Raw genomic sequence first — 16,953 nt, forward strand, 5'->3', positions numbered from 1 at the left:
TTAAGATGGCACAGATTGATTGAGTTCGAATATACCCTAGAGCGATCCAGTAGACGTCGAACTCTGTCGATTCAAATCGACAGGGGTAGAGTCGTTGTCAAAGCACCACTATTCATTAGTGAGGCTGATATTCAGCAATGGGTTCTGAGCAAACAGGCCTGGGTCACTCCTAGGCTAGTACAACAGCAGAAAGCATTGAGTAAGCACTCCATTGATCTGCATTCAGAGACTCTGGTCGTTAATGGCATCAACTACCAACTTGAGAAGGTCTCTCAATTAACACCCGAAGAGAAAACAATCTGTCACACTGGCCGTTCCGTCAGGGTTAAAGTCAATGCGCGCTCAACAGATCAGTCAATCAGACGACAGCTTCAATCTTCACTAAAGGGGGCTGCCCAACAGCAGTTAATTGCACGTTCTGAGCAGTTATCGAGTTTCACTGGTCTAAAGCCCTCATCCGTCAATATAGGCAGCTATACGAGTAAATGGGGGCAGTGTTCCAGTCGCGGTGAGATCACGCTTAACTGGCGATTGATACACCTTTCACACACTCTGCAGGACTATGTGATCATTCACGAACTCTGTCATTTGAAAGAGATGAACCACAGTCCACGCTTTTGGGCCCTGGTTAGCCGCTTCTTTCCAGACTATCAGTTGGCCAAACAAGAGATAAAAGATCGCTTCGCCTACTTAAACTGGTAGAGGTAAGTTGTTAGACTGGCGTGACTGTTTATTAGAGGTGTACGGTGCAATCGTTTCTATTTTCGACTGAAGATGATCGTGGTGGTGTGATTTTGTGTGATATCGACACCCTTGAAGAGGTCGTACCTTACCTTCAAGCACGATTCAAAGGTGTTATTCGTGTCGAGCAGGGGCGTCGTGCATGGACCATTGAAAATGGGATCGCAGACTTTACGCCACGTCCCATTACCGATGAAGACTTAGCTTAGCGGCGACGCTTTTTCTGGCTGCGCTCTTCGATACGAATCGGCTGCAGAACAGGCTTTTTAGACTGAATATTTGTGCTGATGATGTACAGTGCTGCAGCAATACACAGAGCGCCTAGAATAACCATTTCCATACTCACTTCTCTCTGTTTTTGTTAATTAAAACCACTCATCCTGTCTCTTCTTACGACGAGGAAGGTGGGGAAGGATCAATCCAACGATCAAACCTGCTAAGGCGATCAGTCCGCCATGCGTTAACCAGCGCATTAGGTTTGATTGATCCATATTAGCGACTTGAAACTCAAGTTCGCGAATCCGTTTATCTTTGATGACAAGCTCTGTGGTCGAGTCAGTCGCTTCATCGCGGTAGCTTGCCAACTCTGTTTCGAGTTGGGCGATTTGATCGTTTTTCTTTGCCAAATCTTCACTAAGCGACGCTAGCTGCTGTTTTAGATCCGGTAGCTCAGTCTGCAGAACTGTCAGTTTGCTTTGTCCCTCTGCTAAGTAGCGAGTGAGAACATAACCCTCTTTGCCATCGGCCAGTTTGATCTTGGTGTAATCTTTGCCGCGCTCTAACAGAGTCACGGGATCGCCACTGCGAACTCTAGAGACGATGCGGTATTCGTAAGAGGGGCCGCTGTGCATGAAGAGCTGAACATCATCGGCGATATGGTAATCAGCCGCATAGAGGTGGCTTGACATTAGAAGAGCAAATAGAGAAAAAACTGAACGCATAGCTGGGAAACTGCTTTACCTAGGTTATAGTGTAGATATGGGAGTGATTTTATCACTATCAACCTTACCCGCAGCTTAAATTTAGCCTTTTTGGACGTTTAACTATGCCTGATTTGCAATCTCTTATGGATACCTACTTAGTCCCATGGTCTATCAATATCGCCACGGCTTTGGCCATCTTTGTGGTGGGTCGTTGGTTAGTCAAATTTGCAACCCGACTGCTTGAGAGAGGGCTGCACCGTACATCAATGGACAATATGCTGGTCAACTTTGTCCGCTCCGTCATCAGCATTCTGTTGACGCTGCTGGTTATCGTTGCCGCGCTGGGTCAATTGGGTGTTGATACCACCTCATTGATCGCTCTGGTCGGTGCCGCAGGTTTGGCAATCGGTCTGGCACTGCAGGACTCGTTGAAAAACTTTGCTGCGGGTGTCTTGCTGATCTTCTTCCGCCCATTCAAAGAGGGTGACTTTGTCGAAGTGGCTGGCATATCCGGCGTAGCTGAAGAGATCACGATTTTTAATACGGTGATGCGTACCGGAGATAACCGCGAAGTGATTGTGCCAAATGGTTCGATCTATTCAGGGATCATCACGAACTACAACCGTAGACCGACACGTCGTATCGATATGATCTTTGGTATCAGTTATGACGATGATCTGCGTAAAGCAAAACAGATCTTAACAGAGGTTGTGACGGCCGATAGTCGAGTCTTGGAGGATCCTGCCCCTAAAATTGCGGTATCAGAATTGGCCGATAGCAGCGTTAATTTCATTGTGCGCCCATGGGTTAAAACCGAAGACTATTGGGAGGTCCGTTGGGCACTGACCGAAGAGATTAAAGTGCGTTTTGATGCGGAAGGCATCTCTATTCCTTACCCGCAAATGGATGTTCATCTCAAAAAAGAGGAGGCCTAAAGCCTCCTCTGATTCTTTACTCTGCGGGTACTAACTCTCATCAGTTGAGAGCCCCAATCGTGCTTTCAGTGTCTGGTTTTCATGGGTTAGCTTCTGTATCTCTAAGCGATGCCCATGAATCACTTCGTACTGACGATCAACCTTCTCCTCTAACACCTTGTTCGCATTTTTTAGCTTAGCGAGCTCGTTGTTAAGCTGTTCGTTATTATCTTGCAGCGACTCAAACAGAGGACTGTTTTCGGTTTCTGAACTGCTCAATTTTAATTCGCTGGCAATGTGAGAGAAGAGCGCTTTTAGATCGGCGGATTCTCGGTCGGAGTAGCGAATAGACTCTTCAATTGCTGAATGTGCACCTGCTGCGCCAATAGAGCCGGCTAATCGTTGCTCGAGTAGTCGATGAAACTCCATCAATTCGACAATGGTGAAATGAGTGCGAGCACCTAGCTGGAGGTCCGTCAAAATGCTGCCAAGTACCTGATCCGCCGCATCACTGCTTAGAAAACGGTTGAGAAGAAGCTCAGCCTCTTGGGTTTTCGGCTCACGCTCAATATAGGCTTCAAGCCCAGTGGGGCGGGCATTGCGATATCGGTCCGTTAACATCTCGTTAGTGGCGTTAAACAGCTCTTCTGTCTGAGCTCTCTCAACCTTACGAGGCTTGTAGAGTTTACTGCCAACCACATACAGCGTGATGTTAAACAAGAGTGACCAGAATACGCCGTGGGCGAGTGGGGGTAAAAATTCCAGTCCAAACAGTGCATTAGGACGCAGCCATGAGTGGCCAAACAGTCCATTCGTCATAACACTGGCATCGATCCAGCCCTCACCAACCATAGGCGGTAGCACTAAGGTGAAGCCCCAGAGAATAAAGCCAGACAATAAGCCCAGTGCTGCGCCTAAACTATTCCCTTTACGCCAAAATAGACCGATTAACCCAGCGGGTGCTAACTGCAGAACTGCCGCGAACGAGATTAAACCCAATGCAACTAACAAGTAAGGTGCATCGAGTTGGTTGGCAAACAGATGGGCAATTAACGCAATGCCTAGAATGAGTATCCAGCGCAGATGGAGCAGTGAGGCGCCTAAATTGAGATCCGGTTTAAAACGACGCCAGATGGGAATCACCAAGTGGTTTGATGTCATCGTCGCTAGGGTAATTAGGGTAACGATGACCATACCCGTGGCGGCGGCGAATCCGCCTAGGTAACCCACCAGGGCCATCACCTCACTATTAGCGAGCTTAGGTATCAATAGAACGAACTGATCACCAGAGCTTTTTGGAAGCCCGAGCAACAGCCCGGCCAGTGCGATAGGAATAACAAATAGGTTGATGCCAAGCGTGTAGATAGGAAAGAGCGTCAGGGCGCTCTTGATGTGTGTCGTACCCGGATTTTCAACGACCGTGACATGAAACTGTCTTGGCAGCATCAGGATGGCGGCTGCGCCTAGTATGATTAGGGCAACCCAGGTTAAGAAACTGTCCGATCCACCAAAGCTGTAAACCGACTGTAAGTTGGCCTGCTCCGCTTGCTTGAGGAGATCGTCAAACCCATCAAACAGACCAAAGGTGACAAACAGACCCAGGGCAATGAAGGCAAACAACTTTACCAGACACTCGGCGGCTAACACGGCAATAATGCCCTGGTGACGTTCAGTCGGATCAATTTTTCGGGCACCGAAAAGAATCGTAATAAACGCGAGCGTCAGTGTGATGATGGCAGCCGACCAGCTACCTTGGGTTGCTGAGTCGTTGGTCAGTACATCAAACGCACTATTGATCGCACGCAACTGAAGAACGATGTAAGGCAGCAGCCCTAGAATCGCAATGATGGTCACCAGAGCGGCAATGCGCTGAGAGCGTCTGTAACGCGTTGATATGAAATCGGCAATGGACGTTAAACGAAAACTCTCTTTGGCCAGAACCATTTTTTTGATCGCTTTGGCACCAAAGAGTAGACCTAAAATGGCACCGATATAGATGGCAAAGAACTGGAGTCCGTTCTCGAGCGCGAATCCAACGCTGCCATAGAAGGTCCAAGAGGTAAAAAAGACCGCTAATGAGAGGGCGTAGATGGGTCCCTGGAAGCTAAGACCAGACTGTTTCCTTACCTTACGCTCAACAAAAATCGCTAATGCAAACAGAAGAGCCATGTAGAGCAGAGCAATGCCTGTAAGGCTGGCAGTAGAAAACACGATCAGTGCTCCTTGTTCTCAGGGTGTGAACAGCCGCAGCTTTGTTCGGCAAGTTCTTGTTGATAACTGCTCTCAAGCTCACTGCCTGGAACCGGATCTATCCCACCATCAGACCCTGGATGGCAGCGTCCAATGCGTTTTAAACCGAGCAGTGTGCCTTTGAGGGGGCCGTACAGTTGAATCGCTTCGATCATATAGCTAGAGCAGGTTGGGTAGAATCGACAGCGCGGACCCAGTACAGGACTGATGAACAGTTGATAGAACCGAACCGTCAGTACGAGAAGATGTTCAAAAAAATGTTTAACCACACCGGACTCCTTATTGACGCAATGGTAGTCCTTTAACGCCAATAAACCAATCCGGTGGGGTCCCAGAAATAGAAAGAGTTAGGCCGCTTGAGAGGCCTTTTTCTCATCCAGTTGTAGTGTCTCAAGCGTTTTAGCCCGCACCGTGCGAAGAAGATCGCTATTGGTCGCCAATGATTCACCGTAGGATGGAATCATCTGTTTTAGCTTCTCGGACCAGTTCGACTTCTGCATGCGCTCAGCAAAGCACTCTTCGATGATCGAGATCATCGTGCTGGTTGCCGTTGATGCACCCGGTGATGCGCCCAATAGTGCCGCTATCGAACCATCAGCTGCAGAGATCACCTCTGTACCGAACTCTAGCTTACCCTTGGTTTCATTGCCCGGTTTGATGATTTGGACACGCTGACCGGCGTAAGAGAGTTCCCAATCGTTCTCTTCAGCATCTGGGAAGAAGTTGCGAAGTGACTCTACACGTGAACCGTGCGTCTGCATTACTTCACTGATTAGATATTTGGTCAGATCCATGTTGTTGCGGGCAACTGACATCATTGGCATCAAGTTGTCTGGGCTCAATGACATCGGCAGATCCATCAACGAGCCATTTTTTAGGAACTTAGTAGTGAACCCTGCAAAAGGACCGAACAGCAGTGCTTTTTCACCATTGATAACACGGGTATCCAAGTGGGGTACTGACATGGGTGGCGCACCAATGGGGGCCATGCCGTATACCTTGGCTTGGTGACGCTCGATGACCTCTTTGTTCTTACAGATCAACCACTGACCACTAACTGGGAAGCCGCCGTACCCTTCACCTTCAGGGATGCCAGATTTTTGCAACAGAGGTAGAGCTCCACCACCGGCACCGAGGAAGACAAACTTCGCACGGACTTTGTAGGTGTCTGGCTTAGCAGAGTGTTTCAGTTTGACGCACCAACGGCCATCCTCTTCCTGTTTAAGATCTTGGACTGTTGACGACAGTTTGAGTTCGAAGTTGCCACTAACTTCAAGGAAATTGACCATGAAGCGCGCAAGTTCACCAAAGTTAACGTCCGATCCATATCGCACGCGAGTAGCAGCAATCGGCTGGTTATCTTCGCGGTTTTGCATCACTAGAGGCATCCACTCGCGAATTTGCTCAGGATCTTCGCTGTACTCCATCGCCTCAAAAAGAGGGTGCTGTGAAAGTGCTTGGTGGCGCTTACGAAGGAAATCGACGTTATCTTCACCCCAGACAAAACTGCAGTGGGGCGTTGTGTTGATGAACTTCTTAGGATGAGGAAGCGCACCTTTATTCACAAGGTATGACCAAAACTGCAAGCTGATCTCAAAACATTCGTTAATTGAGAAAGCTTTGCTGCAGTTAATTGAGCCGTCAGCCTGGCGAGGGGTGTAATTCAACTCACAATAGGCTGCGTGCCCAGTACCCGCGTTATTAAGACCATCGGTGCTTTCGCTAGCCACGTGGTTGAGACGTTCGACCATCATCATTTTCAGATTAGGGTCCAGCTCCTGGAGCATAACGGCAAGCGTCGTACTCATCGCTCCTGCGCCAACTAACAATACATCTACTTCTGAATCCATAACTCGACTACCATCTGTGTGTTGAACAAATGTGCCTTACGACTCAATCTCCTATAAGCTTTTGGCAAATAGGCCTTGGAAGTGAGGCGGTGGGTAACAGATAAATGTGTCACCCATATTTCAGTGGTGCCAATTATATTGCGCCGCATCATGGTTTCTAGTCTCTATCGCCTAACTGTTTTGTTATACAGCTATGACAGATAACTATAAGCCACGTAGTTACTGGACTTCGGCGAAATGGACGGTTTTTCAAGATAGACCAATGTCTCAGATGGATGTATCCAATGATCGACTTAAAAAGTCTAAAACCCCTTGAATTGTGGGGATTTGTTGAAGATGCGCTGGTGGAAAAAGGGCACCCTTGGAGGGTGTTTACTCTCTCTACAGTGGATGATGCTGGTCGACCGCAATCACGCTCTGTTGTCTTAAGAGAGATCGAATCGAATAACTGGCTTTTGCGTTTCTATAGTGACTCCCGATCACCAAAAATTTTGCAGCTGCAACATAATCCAAATGTCTCACTCTGCTTCTGGAATCCACAGTTAAAACAGCAGTTACGAGCTGAAGGGTTAGCGACGTTAATGAGTGACAAGGAAGCCATTGATGAACGTTGGGATAGGGTCAAAGAGGGGCCGACGGTTGCGGACTACACGACCAAGTTACCACCGGGTTCAGAAATTGATCCACTGGTGGAATTTGTCGAACAGAACTGGTTCTGTGTGGTGGAGATTAAGATCAGCTCGTTTGATCTTCTGCAGCTAAATCGCGAGGGTCATCAAAGAGTGGCCGTGACCCCAGATGGAGTCACAGCACTGGTACCCTAAAACGGGATGTTTAGAGATGCTCTTCGGCGTATTCGGCCAGTTTAGAGCGGAAGATTCCCTCAAAGTGAACGCTGGCAGAGCCCTCATAGTCTCTAAAGCGTTCAACAATGTAAGTTAAGCCTGAAGTGAGTGCGGTTAGGTAGTTTGAATCAATCTGGGCCAAGTTTCCTAGGCAGACCATCTTGGTGTTTTTACCACAGCGAGTCAGGATCGTTTTCATCTGTTGCGGCGTTAGGTTTTGGGCTTCATCAATCAAAACAATGGCGTTCTGAATGCTTCGCCCACGTATGAAGTTGAGAGACTTGAACTGAATGTTAGCCTTCTCAATCGCATACTTAACACTGCTTTGCGGGCGTTCGTCCTGTTCGTGCATCGCTTCTAAGTTATCGTTAATCGCACTCATCCATGGAGTCATCTTCTCCTCTTCGGTGCCTGGTAAAAAGCCGATATCTTCAGCGACCGGTGGCGTCGAGCGAGTGACAATAATTTTATTGTAGCGACGCTGTTCAATAACCAACTCCAGAGCACTGGCTAGGGCAACCAAGGTTTTACCCGAACCGGCGGACCCAAGCAGAACGGCTAGATCAATATTAGGATCCAGCATCGCTTCCATGGCAAAGGCTTGTTGAATATTGATGGGTGAAATGCCCCAGCAGTTTTGCTGCATCAGGTTTTGGTAGCCCAGATCCTGAAGGATGACCTTGTCACCTTCGACACGGCTGGTTTTAGCGGCAAAATCCTGCGAGTCGTCCCAAATATATTCATTAGGGTAGGTCTCTGGCAGCACCTCGCGGTCTACTCTGTGACAGGTGTGCTCGTTTTCGTGATAGCTTTCAACGGAATCAACCCCCTCCCAAAAAGGGGTCTCTAAATGAAGATGGCCCGCAGGGAGTAGATCGATGTCCGAGACGAGCTGGTCGGTACGGTAATCCTCAACGCGTTTTAAGCCAGCTCCCATCGCCTTAAGACGCATATTCAAATCTTTAGTGACCAGAATCACCTGGCGCTTAGGAAGCACTCGCTGTAAGTGAAGGGCGCAGTTAATGATTCGGTTGTCTTTATTGTGGTCTGCTGGCAAGAACCCTTTGTCATGAGCCAGTTCATGATCAGGGTAGATGGAGAGCTTACCAAATACGATCTCGCGCTCTTTACCATCCAATAAAATCTGCACACCGTCTAGAATCTCTGAAGGGTCTTTGGCGTTGCTCAGAATTTTATCAATTTCGCGAATCGCAGCACGCGCTTCTGCCGCTACGTTCTTCTTCCGATCTTTGATGTCGTCGAGCTCTTCAAGCACGGTCATCGGAATGGCAATATCTTGCTCTTTAAATTCGACAAGACACTTGGGGTCGTGCAACAGCACGTTGGTATCAAGGATATAAAGCTTGGATGCGCTCATTGGCGGTTCCTTCTGCAGCAGAGAGGGATCGATGAAAAACTCACCGATAACTTTAAACTAATCGATGCATTCGCCTTTGGCAAATATGTTCTGCCGATTAGCTGAATGTCATCTATCCTTCATGTATAAACGTAAATAATAACATCGTGATTACGCGAAGGAGAGTGTTATGAGCGATCTATTTGTCAGTGCCAGTGTCAAACCTCTTGAGAGTTTGGATATGCTCTCACCCTATGAAGTAGAGCGTATTCGGGATCGAAGCGATTCTGGGCTATACCCTCTATTTCGCCAATGCGCTTTGGCGGTACTCAACTGCGGTAGTGAGATGGACTGTACGGCCGAAGTGCTTGAGAAATACCAAGATTTTGATGTGCACATCGTCAATAAACACCGTGGTGTGCAGCTGGATCTGATCAATGCACCAGCGTCGGCTTTTGTGGATGGTGAGTTGGTCGATGGTATTCGTGAGCACCTTTTCTCGGTGTTACGAGACCTTGTCTATGTAGTAGACGAGCTTAATGATGTCTGTGAGGGCTTAACGCCAGGTGAGAAACTGACCAATACAGTATTTCACATTTTAAGACACGCTAAATCGCTAAGACCCAACATTAAACCCAACATTGTGGTCTGTTGGGGCGGTCACTCTATTGCTCGCCATGAGTACGCCTACACCAAAAAAGTGGGTTACGAACTGGGCTTAAGAGGCCTCAATATCTGTACCGGCTGTGGCCCGGGTGCTATGAAAGGTCCAATGAAAGGGGCCACCATTGCACACGCTAAACAGCGCATTAGCGACCCAAGATACATAGGCATTACTGAACCCGGCATCATTGCGGCTGAATCGCCCAATCCGATTGTCTCTGAACTGATTACCATGCCGGACATTGAGAAACGCCTAGAAGCTTTTGTGCGACTCGGTCATGGCGTCATTGTATTCCCAGGCGGAGCGGGCACAGCAGAAGAGATTCTCTACATGCTTGGCATCTTGCTTCAAGAACAGAATCGCAATGTAGAGATGCCCTTTATCTTTACAGGCCCTGCAGGTAGCGAGGCCTACTTCGAGCAGATCGATCAGTTTGTTAAAGCGACGCTCGGTGAAGAGGCCAGCAAGCTGTATCAGGTTGTGATTGATCATCCGTCGAAAGTGGCTGCATTGATGAAAGAGGGTCTCAACCGAGTCACCGAACAGCGTAAAGAGTCCGGTGAGGCTTACCACTTCAACTGGCAACTGCAGATACCTTACGAGTTGCAACTGCCTTTTGAACCGACACACGACAATATGGCCGCGCTGAATCTTCACAAAGGTCAGCCGATCTCTGAACTGGCGTCAGAACTTCGTAAAGCACTATCGGGTATTGTCTCAGGCAACGTTAAAGAGCCTGCTGTTAAAGCGGTTGCGGAAAAGGGGCCTTTCATCCTAGATGGCGATCCCGAGGTGATCACTGCACTCGATAAATTGTTGAATGGATTCATTGAGCAGCGTCGAATGAAGATTGATTTTGCGGGTTACGTTCCCTGCTTTAAGCTTGCTAGTTAACTTAGAAGGATGACTGGCTTTAGCCTGTCATCCGCAATCTAGTTAATCTCCAAAATAGAGGTCAGCCCCCGGTCGTTTAATCAGTTATACTTCCACTAGCTTAAAGACAGGGAGTCGCTATGTGTGAGTTAATGGGTATGAGCGCTAATGTACCCACCGATATCTGTTTCAGTTTCGCCGGCTTGATGCAGCGTGGCGGTGGTACTGGACCGCACAAGGATGGATGGGGTATCGGTTTCTACGAAGGAAAGGCTCAGCGAGCCTTTCATGACCCGCAACCCAGTGTCGACTCACCCATTGCTCAGTTGGTCTGTCACTACCCGATCAAAAGCAAGAACGTCATCAGCCATATTCGCCAAGCCAATGTAGGTTCAGTCAATCTAGAAAATACCCACCCATTCAGTCGCGAACTCTGGGGTTTTACCTGGACCTTTGCCCACAACGGACAGTTGGATCCGGTGATTTTTGATTGGCCTCTACGCTTTTACAAACCAGTGGGTACCACCGATTCGGAGTATGCCTTCTGTTGGTTGTTGGATCAGGTTCGACTAGCCTTTCCAGAACCTCCCCAAAAATCGGAACCTCTGTTTGAATTGATTACCCAGTGCTGTCATAAGCTTCGTGCGCTAGGGGTTTTCAATATGCTGCTGTGTGACTCCGACTGGCTCTTCTCATACTGCACTACTAAATTGCATTGGATTACCCGGCGCGCGCCTTTTGGTGTCGCTCAGCTAAAAGATTGTGATTTGACGGTCGATTTTAGAGGGGAGACACAGGAGAACGATATCGTCACAGTGATCGCGACAGAGCCACTGACCGATAACGAGGTATGGCAGCCTATTCAGTCAGGTGAAGCTCGGGTATTCAAAGAGGGAGAGACCTGCTTCTATCGCAGTGAATAAGATGTCTCAATTGCCCCTCTCAATAAACAGCCTTTCGCAACTGCCTCAATGGTTATCAAACCAATACGCCAATGCACCTGCCGTACGGGAGGGTAATACACAGCTATCCTTCTCTGAGCTGAATGGTCACTGCCGCGCCGTGTCACAATGGTTTGTCGAGGTTCTAAACCTCTCAGCAGGGGATAGAGTCATTGTTCAGATGCCCAATGGTGCTCACTACCCGGTGCTGTTAATGTCGCTTTGGCGTGTCGGTTTGGTTCCAGTCTGTTTGACAACCTCCGCTGATATCACCGAGTTAGAGCGGGTCGCGAAACTGACGCAAGCCAAGGCACTGATTGCCTGTCACTCACACTCTAACTTAGCCGAATTAGCAGTCCGTCGAGGCCATGGCCTAACCACTGTAAGCTGCTCCCCTGAAGACTTTTCAAATTGGTTTCTGTTTCCACTTAAGCGACTTTGGCGCCATATATGCAAACGCTCACCCAATTTGGCGGATTTTCAATTTCGTGAAGCGATTGTCTATCACTCAGACTCCTTGATGCTCAGTGCACGATCAGAGGTGGATGAGGTGGCAATGATACAGCTGACCAGCGCTACCACGGGGCAGGCAAAAGCGGTGCAATTGAGTCACAGAAACCTGCTCAGTAATGTTGGGCAGTTAAATCATCGGCTTGTAGATATCGGTATCTCTGGCCCGCAAAGATTACTGATGCCCTTGCCGATCTATCATAGCTACCCCTCAATGATCTGTTTAATGACCTGGTGTCAGGGTGGGGTGGTTGAGATGGCATCGGATGTCAAAGAGATCAATCACATTGCAGAGCTGTTTGATCGTTTTCGCCCGACCCTGTTTGCCGGTGTGGCTCCACTCTTTATGGGCTTAGTACAGCATCCGCTCTTTCCTCAACTCGACTTCTCAATGCTCAAATGCACTCTGTCAGGTGGTGCACCACTCAATCAAGCCATTGGTGATCAATGGCAAGCGATCACTCACTGCGTTATCTCGCAGGGCTATGGCCTAACCGAGTGTTCACCCGTTGTGACGCTGGACTCGAGTGGCAGGTTCGTGACCGGCGCAGTCGGTCGACCGCTGCAAGAGACTGAGGTACGTATTCAAGATGAGTCTGGCAGTGAACTGCCTCAAGGCAGTGCAGGAGAGATCTGCATTAGAGGCCCCCAAGTGATGTTGGGGTATGCCGGTCAAGTTGACACCCAGTTTGAGCAAGGTTGGTTTAGGACAGGTGATATAGGACGTGTGGACCCAGATGGTTCACTGCATATGATTGAGCGCCAGTCTGATGTCATCTCACTGGTTGGAAACTTTAAGATTTACCCCTCTGAAGTCGAAGCGCTCATCTCCCAGCACCCTGACATCACCGATTGTGCCTTCGGCAGTTATCAGGAGGATGGCGAAATCAAGCTCCGTCTATTCGTAGTGACCAACAACCGTCGTTTGACGCAGAAAATGATCCGTAACTACTGTCGTCAACGTTTAACGGCCTATAAAGTCCCACATCTTATTGAGCTGAGACGGGCTCTGCCCCATAGCTCTGTCGGTCGAGTATTACGATCGGGACTGGTTGATTAACCCTAACCCTTGGGCCAAACCAACTATTTAATCGCTTCTCTGGCAGCCTTTTTACCAGTTGGGTAAAATTCGCGGCTATCAAAAATTATGAGTCCCATTGTGCATCCGACATTAAAACCGTTTATTGACCGCCTCGAGCGTTGCCAAATACGCGACCAATACCCTATTCGTCGTGCATTGGAACGACTCTCCGAGGCAGCAGAAATCGATGAAACGGCACTGCAAAAGGCGGTTGAACGCATAGAGCGATCGGAAGCGATAGTGGCGCAGAAGACCGAAAAAGCTCTGCTACCGATCGACTACCCAGACCTGCCGGTGACGGGTGCACGCCAAGAGATACTCGATGCAATCCAGCATAACCAAGTGGTGGTGGTCGCAGGTGAAACCGGGTCCGGTAAAACGACCCAGTTGCCAAAACTCTGCCTAGAGTTGGGGTTAGGCTGTAAAGGGTTGATTGGACATACACAGCCACGACGATTAGCCGCGCGCACGGTTGCCAGTCGCATTGCTGAAGAGTTGAAAACTGAACTGGGCTCTAGAGTCGGTTATCAAGTTCGATTCCACGATCAGATTGGCGAAGAGACTCAGATTAAACTGATGACGGACGGTATCCTTCTGGCCGAAACTCAGCACGATCGATACCTGAACAAATACGAAGTCATCATCATCGATGAGGCGCATGAGCGCAGCCTCAATATCGACTTCTTATTGGGCTACTTCAAACGAATTTTGCCTAAACGCCCCGATCTTAAGTTGATCATTACCTCTGCAACCATCGATGTGCAGCGTTTCTCGAAACACTTTGGTGATGCACCTGTGATAGAGGTCTCCGGAAGAACCTTCCCGGTAGAGACACTCTACCGCCCATTGAACGAATCCACGGATGAGGATGATGAGGCGAGTGGTGATATTCAGCAGGGCATTCTCAACGCTGTCGATGAACTCATTGCCATCGACAGAGCTAAACCGAGTGGTATGCCTGGCGACATTCTGATCTTTTTACCGGGTGAACGAGAGATTCGAGAGAGTGCAGAGAAATTGCGCAGGGCTGATCTCAGAGATGTCGAGATTATGCCGCTCTATGCAAGGCTGTCGTTAGCGGAACAGAACAAGGTCTTTACCTCGGGTCGCTCAGCAGGGCGTCGTATCGTCTTAGCCACCAACGTGGCAGAGACCTCCGTGACAGTGCCGGGGATTCGTTATGTCATTGACCCCGGTCTGGTTCGCATGTCGCGCTACAGTTATCGATCTAAGGTACAGCGCTTACCGATTGAGCCAGTGTCACAAGCGAGCGCCAACCAGCGTGCAGGTCGCTGTGGGCGAGTAGCTCCCGGCACCTGCATTCGACTCTACTCGGAAGAGGATTTTCTCTCTCGTCCTGAGTTCACCGATGCGGAAATTCGTAGAACCAATCTCGCCTCCGTTATTCTGCAGATGCTGCAACTTCGATTGGGTGATATTGATCGTTTTCCCTTTATCGATCCACCCGATAAACGCTTCATCAATGATGGTTATAAACTGCTTGAAGAACTGCAAGCGGTCGATGCAAAGCGTTCAATCACCAATTTGGGTAAACAGCTGGCGCGCTTGCCTGTCGACCCAAGGATTGCACGTATTATTGTTGAAGCGGGTCGTCAGCACTCACTGCGTGAGATATTGATCGTTACCAGTGCACTGAGTGTCCAAGACCCTCGCGAGCGTCCGCAGAATAAGCGCCAAGCAGCCGATGAAAAACACAAGTTGTTCCATGACGAGAAGTCCGATTTCATCACTCTGATTAATTTGTGGAATGCCTTTGAGGAGCAACGCCTTGAGCTGAGCCAGAATCAACTGCGCAAGTGGTGTACTAAACACTACCTTAGCTACCTAAGAATGCGAGAGTGGCGAGATCTGCATCGACAGCTGCATCTGAGCATCAAGTCGCTTGATCTGAAAGAGAACAGTGAACCGGCCAGTTACGATCAGGTTCATCGAGCAATTATCTCGGGTTTCTTGGGACACCTCGGTTTCAAGCAGGAGCGTGGTGAGTATCTTGGTGCGCGTAACCGCCGCTTTAAAATATTCCCTGGCTCAGGCGTATTTAAGCAGGCACCGAAGTGGGTGGTCGCTGCAGAGATGATTGAGACCAGTCAGCTGTTTGCTCATACCCTTGCCGAGATTAACCCAGAGTGGGTTGAGCCCTTGGCTAAGCACCTCATCAAACGTAGCTACTTAGAGCCGCATTGGGAGAAAAAACGTGCTCAGGTAGTGGCCAGTGAGCAGGTCAGACTTTACGGCCTAGTTATTGTGCCTAAACGTAAGGTGCACTATGGTCCGATCGATCGCGAAGTCTCCCATGAAATTTTCATTCGAAGTGCACTGGTCGAGGGTGAATATCAGACTAAGGCGCCGTTTTTCCAACACAATCGAGATCTTTTAGAGTCCGTTGCCGCGCTTGAGGATAAGTCGCGCCGACGCGATCTGTTGGTCGATGAAGAGACACTGTTTCAGTTCTACTTAGAGCGTCTGGATCAACACGCGGGATCAGATATCGTCAACGGAGCTGGGTTTGAATCTTGGCGCAAAAAAGCAGAACAGGCCTCCCCTAAGCTGCTCTTTTTGACCGAGCAGGATGTGCTGCAACGCTCGGCAGATCATGTTCGAGATGAACAGTACCCAGAAGTATTGTTGATCGAGGGTGCGCCTTTAAAACTGAGCTACAAATTTGAGTTAGGTGCGGTCGATGATGGCTTGAGTATTGATTGCCCTCTGCCACTGCTGCCCAGACTCAGTACCGAACGTCTAGCCTGGCTGGTACCGGGTATGTTGGCCGCCAAGCTTGAGGCGTTGCTACGTGGCCTGCCTAAGGCTGAGCGTAAACAGTTTGTGCCGATCCCTAACTACGTCACCGAGTTAATGGAGAAGCTGGCATTTGGTGATGGCGATCTGTTTGAGGCGGTGTCACTGCAACTGCTGCGTCTGACTGGGCACCGTGTTCAGGTGGATCAGCTGAAAAGTGTGCAGCTTGAGCCGATTCATCAAGCCAATATTCGCGTAATCGATGAGCAGGGTAACCTATTAGGGCAGGGGCGTGATTGGTCCGAGCTACAACGTAAGCTCGGTGATGCGGCACAGACAGCGATTCAGCAAGCACCTAAACAGAGTTGGGGTGAGACAGAGTTAACGGAGTGGAGTTTTGGCAAACTCGATAAACAGAAAACCGTTAAACATGCTGGCGGTATCGAAGTGGAAGCCTACCCTGCACTGATCGATAAGGGTGAGAATGTCGAGCTGACCTTATTGAGCCAGCCCTTGGATGCACAACGCCAGTCACATCGAGGTGTGGCACGTTTGGTGCTGATATCTCTGCAAACTCAGGTTAAAGATATTCGTAAAAGCCTGCCTAATTTGGCGCAAGCGATTCTGCAGGCGGGTAAAAAATATAATGAACGCTTCCTGCAAGAGCAGATCATTATGGCCGCGGCACTGAGCCTGATCGATCAGGACAATCTTCCTACCAGTGAGTCGGAGTTTAGCCAGACGCGAGATCGGGTGAGAGCCGATCTGCATGAACAGGCCAAAACTATTGCAGCCTTTGTCATAGAACTTCATCAACGCGTGCATCGCATATCGAAGACGTTGAACGGTAAGGTCTCATTAGAGACGGTACCGGTACTGAATGACATTCGTGCGCAACTTGATCGATTGATTGATAAAACCTACCTCACCGAGACGCCACCGCAGTGGCTGGCACATCTACCGCGCTACCTCAAAGCGATTGAAGTGCGATTAGATAAGTACCAAAGAACCCTACGCCAGCAGGTTTTGTGGTCGGATGAGCTGGTTAAATGGCAACAACAGTATGAAGCAGCCGTTGCCAAAGCGCGTGATACTGGCGAAGTGGGTAGCGAGTTGATCGACTTTAAGTGGTGGATCGAAGAGTACCGAGTCTCACTGTTTGCTCAAGAGCTTGGCACAGAATTTAAAATTTCTGAGAAGCGTCTTAAGCAGAGGTTCACAGAAGTTTCTGGATAATAGATCCATTA

General features: G+C 49.0%; 14 protein-coding genes. 8 read left to right on the top strand and 6 right to left on the bottom strand.

All coding sequences use genetic code 11. The features are described 5' to 3' along the window. The first annotated feature begins 15 nt into the window (after window positions 1-15). Both XMG48_RS03135 and XMG48_RS03140 read left to right on the top strand, forming a co-directional pair. Window positions 16-702 (top strand): M48 family metallopeptidase, encoded by a 687-nt coding sequence (locus XMG48_RS03135; RefSeq protein ID WP_173480589.1) that lies wholly within the window; start codon window positions 16-18, stop codon window positions 700-702. 44 nt (window positions 703-746) lie between these two features. Then, on the top strand, window positions 747-950 hold the full coding sequence (locus tag XMG48_RS03140; RefSeq protein WP_173480590.1) for a hypothetical protein: 204 nt from the start codon (window positions 747-749) through the stop codon (window positions 948-950). Here XMG48_RS03140 and XMG48_RS12060 read toward each other — a convergent pair. Together XMG48_RS12060 and XMG48_RS03145 are read right to left on the bottom strand one after the other, a co-directional pair. Then, the gene (locus XMG48_RS12060) at window positions 947-1,081 is read right to left on the bottom strand and encodes a hypothetical protein (RefSeq protein WP_256368146.1); all 135 of its coding nucleotides are present in this window, start codon (window positions 1,079-1,081) and stop codon (window positions 947-949) included. The genes XMG48_RS03140 and XMG48_RS12060 overlap by 4 nt on opposite strands. A gap of 25 nt (window positions 1,082-1,106) precedes the next feature. Next, window positions 1,107-1,682 (bottom strand): TIGR04211 family SH3 domain-containing protein, encoded by a 576-nt coding sequence (locus XMG48_RS03145; RefSeq protein ID WP_173480591.1) that lies wholly within the window; start codon window positions 1,680-1,682, stop codon window positions 1,107-1,109. 104 nt (window positions 1,683-1,786) lie between these two features. On the opposite strand from XMG48_RS03145, the gene XMG48_RS03150 reads away from it, so the two are divergent. Then, a complete protein-coding gene (locus XMG48_RS03150; RefSeq protein WP_173480592.1) occupies window positions 1,787-2,599 on the top strand; it encodes a mechanosensitive ion channel family protein in 813 nt (270 codons plus the stop codon). Window positions 2,600-2,629: 30 nt separating this feature from the next. Here the strand turns inward: XMG48_RS03150 and XMG48_RS03155 are convergent, their stop codons facing one another. The 3 genes from XMG48_RS03155 to mqo form a co-directional block, all read right to left on the bottom strand. Continuing rightward, complete coding sequence (locus tag XMG48_RS03155; protein ID WP_371731497.1) at window positions 2,630-4,789, bottom strand: hypothetical protein; 2,160 nt, start codon at window positions 4,787-4,789, stop codon at window positions 2,630-2,632. 2 nt (window positions 4,790-4,791) lie between these two features. Next, a complete protein-coding gene (yidD, locus tag XMG48_RS03160) occupies window positions 4,792-5,097 on the bottom strand; it encodes a membrane protein insertion efficiency factor YidD (RefSeq protein ID WP_371731412.1) in 306 nt (101 codons plus the stop codon). A 78-nt stretch (window positions 5,098-5,175) separates the two neighbouring features. Beyond that, on the bottom strand, window positions 5,176-6,678 hold the full coding sequence (mqo, locus tag XMG48_RS03165; protein WP_173480594.1) for a malate dehydrogenase (quinone): 1,503 nt from the start codon (window positions 6,676-6,678) through the stop codon (window positions 5,176-5,178). 284 nt (window positions 6,679-6,962) lie between these two features. On the opposite strand from mqo, the gene XMG48_RS03170 reads away from it, so the two are divergent. Then, window positions 6,963-7,502 (top strand): pyridoxamine 5'-phosphate oxidase family protein, encoded by a 540-nt coding sequence (locus tag XMG48_RS03170; RefSeq protein ID WP_173480595.1) that lies wholly within the window; start codon window positions 6,963-6,965, stop codon window positions 7,500-7,502. A gap of 10 nt (window positions 7,503-7,512) precedes the next feature. Here the strand turns inward: XMG48_RS03170 and XMG48_RS03175 are convergent, their stop codons facing one another. Continuing rightward, the gene (locus tag XMG48_RS03175; RefSeq protein ID WP_173480596.1) at window positions 7,513-8,901 is read right to left on the bottom strand and encodes a PhoH family protein; all 1,389 of its coding nucleotides are present in this window, start codon (window positions 8,899-8,901) and stop codon (window positions 7,513-7,515) included. A gap of 169 nt (window positions 8,902-9,070) precedes the next feature. Here XMG48_RS03175 and ppnN point away from each other — a divergent pair, with 169 nt between their 5' ends. The 4 genes from ppnN (at window position 9,071) to hrpA (ending at window position 16,942) form a co-directional block, all read left to right on the top strand. Continuing rightward, the gene (gene ppnN, locus XMG48_RS03180; protein ID WP_173480597.1) at window positions 9,071-10,438 is read left to right on the top strand and encodes a nucleotide 5'-monophosphate nucleosidase PpnN; all 1,368 of its coding nucleotides are present in this window, start codon (window positions 9,071-9,073) and stop codon (window positions 10,436-10,438) included. Between the two features lie 119 nt (window positions 10,439-10,557). Beyond that, on the top strand, window positions 10,558-11,340 hold the full coding sequence (locus XMG48_RS03185) for a class II glutamine amidotransferase (protein ID WP_173480598.1): 783 nt from the start codon (window positions 10,558-10,560) through the stop codon (window positions 11,338-11,340). A gap of 1 nt (window position 11,341) precedes the next feature. Next, a complete protein-coding gene (locus tag XMG48_RS03190; RefSeq protein ID WP_173480599.1) occupies window positions 11,342-12,928 on the top strand; it encodes an AMP-binding protein in 1,587 nt (528 codons plus the stop codon). Between the two features lie 99 nt (window positions 12,929-13,027). Next, window positions 13,028-16,942, top strand: coding sequence for an ATP-dependent RNA helicase HrpA (gene hrpA, locus XMG48_RS03195; protein ID WP_371731411.1), 3,915 nt, complete (start codon window positions 13,028-13,030; stop codon window positions 16,940-16,942). Window positions 16,943-16,953 lie beyond the last annotated feature (11 nt).

Source organism: Marinobacterium sp. xm-g-48 (assembly GCF_013282925.1).
GTDB lineage: Bacteria > Pseudomonadota > Gammaproteobacteria > Pseudomonadales > Balneatricaceae > Marinobacterium_E.

Bases quoted from the DNA above. Each gene is read 5' to 3' on its own strand.
- XMG48_RS12060 (WP_256368146.1), bottom strand. From the start codon at position 1,081: ATGGAAATGGTTATTCTAGGCGCTCTGTGTATTGCTGCAGCACTGTAC.
- XMG48_RS03145 (WP_173480591.1), bottom strand. From the start codon at position 1,682: ATGCGTTCAGTTTTTTCTCTATTTGCTCTTCTAATGTCAAGCCACCTC.
- XMG48_RS03150 (WP_173480592.1), top strand. From the start codon at position 1,787: ATGCCTGATTTGCAATCTCTTATGGATACCTACTTAGTCCCATGGTCT.
- mqo (WP_173480594.1), bottom strand. From the start codon at position 6,678: ATGGATTCAGAAGTAGATGTATTGTTAGTTGGCGCAGGAGCGATGAGT.
- XMG48_RS03170 (WP_173480595.1), top strand. From the start codon at position 6,963: ATGATCGACTTAAAAAGTCTAAAACCCCTTGAATTGTGGGGATTTGTT.
- XMG48_RS03175 (WP_173480596.1), bottom strand. From the start codon at position 8,901: ATGAGCGCATCCAAGCTTTATATCCTTGATACCAACGTGCTGTTGCAC.
- ppnN (WP_173480597.1), top strand. From the start codon at position 9,071: ATGAGCGATCTATTTGTCAGTGCCAGTGTCAAACCTCTTGAGAGTTTG.
- XMG48_RS03185 (WP_173480598.1), top strand. From the start codon at position 10,558: ATGTGTGAGTTAATGGGTATGAGCGCTAATGTACCCACCGATATCTGT.
- XMG48_RS03190 (WP_173480599.1), top strand. From the start codon at position 11,342: ATGTCTCAATTGCCCCTCTCAATAAACAGCCTTTCGCAACTGCCTCAA.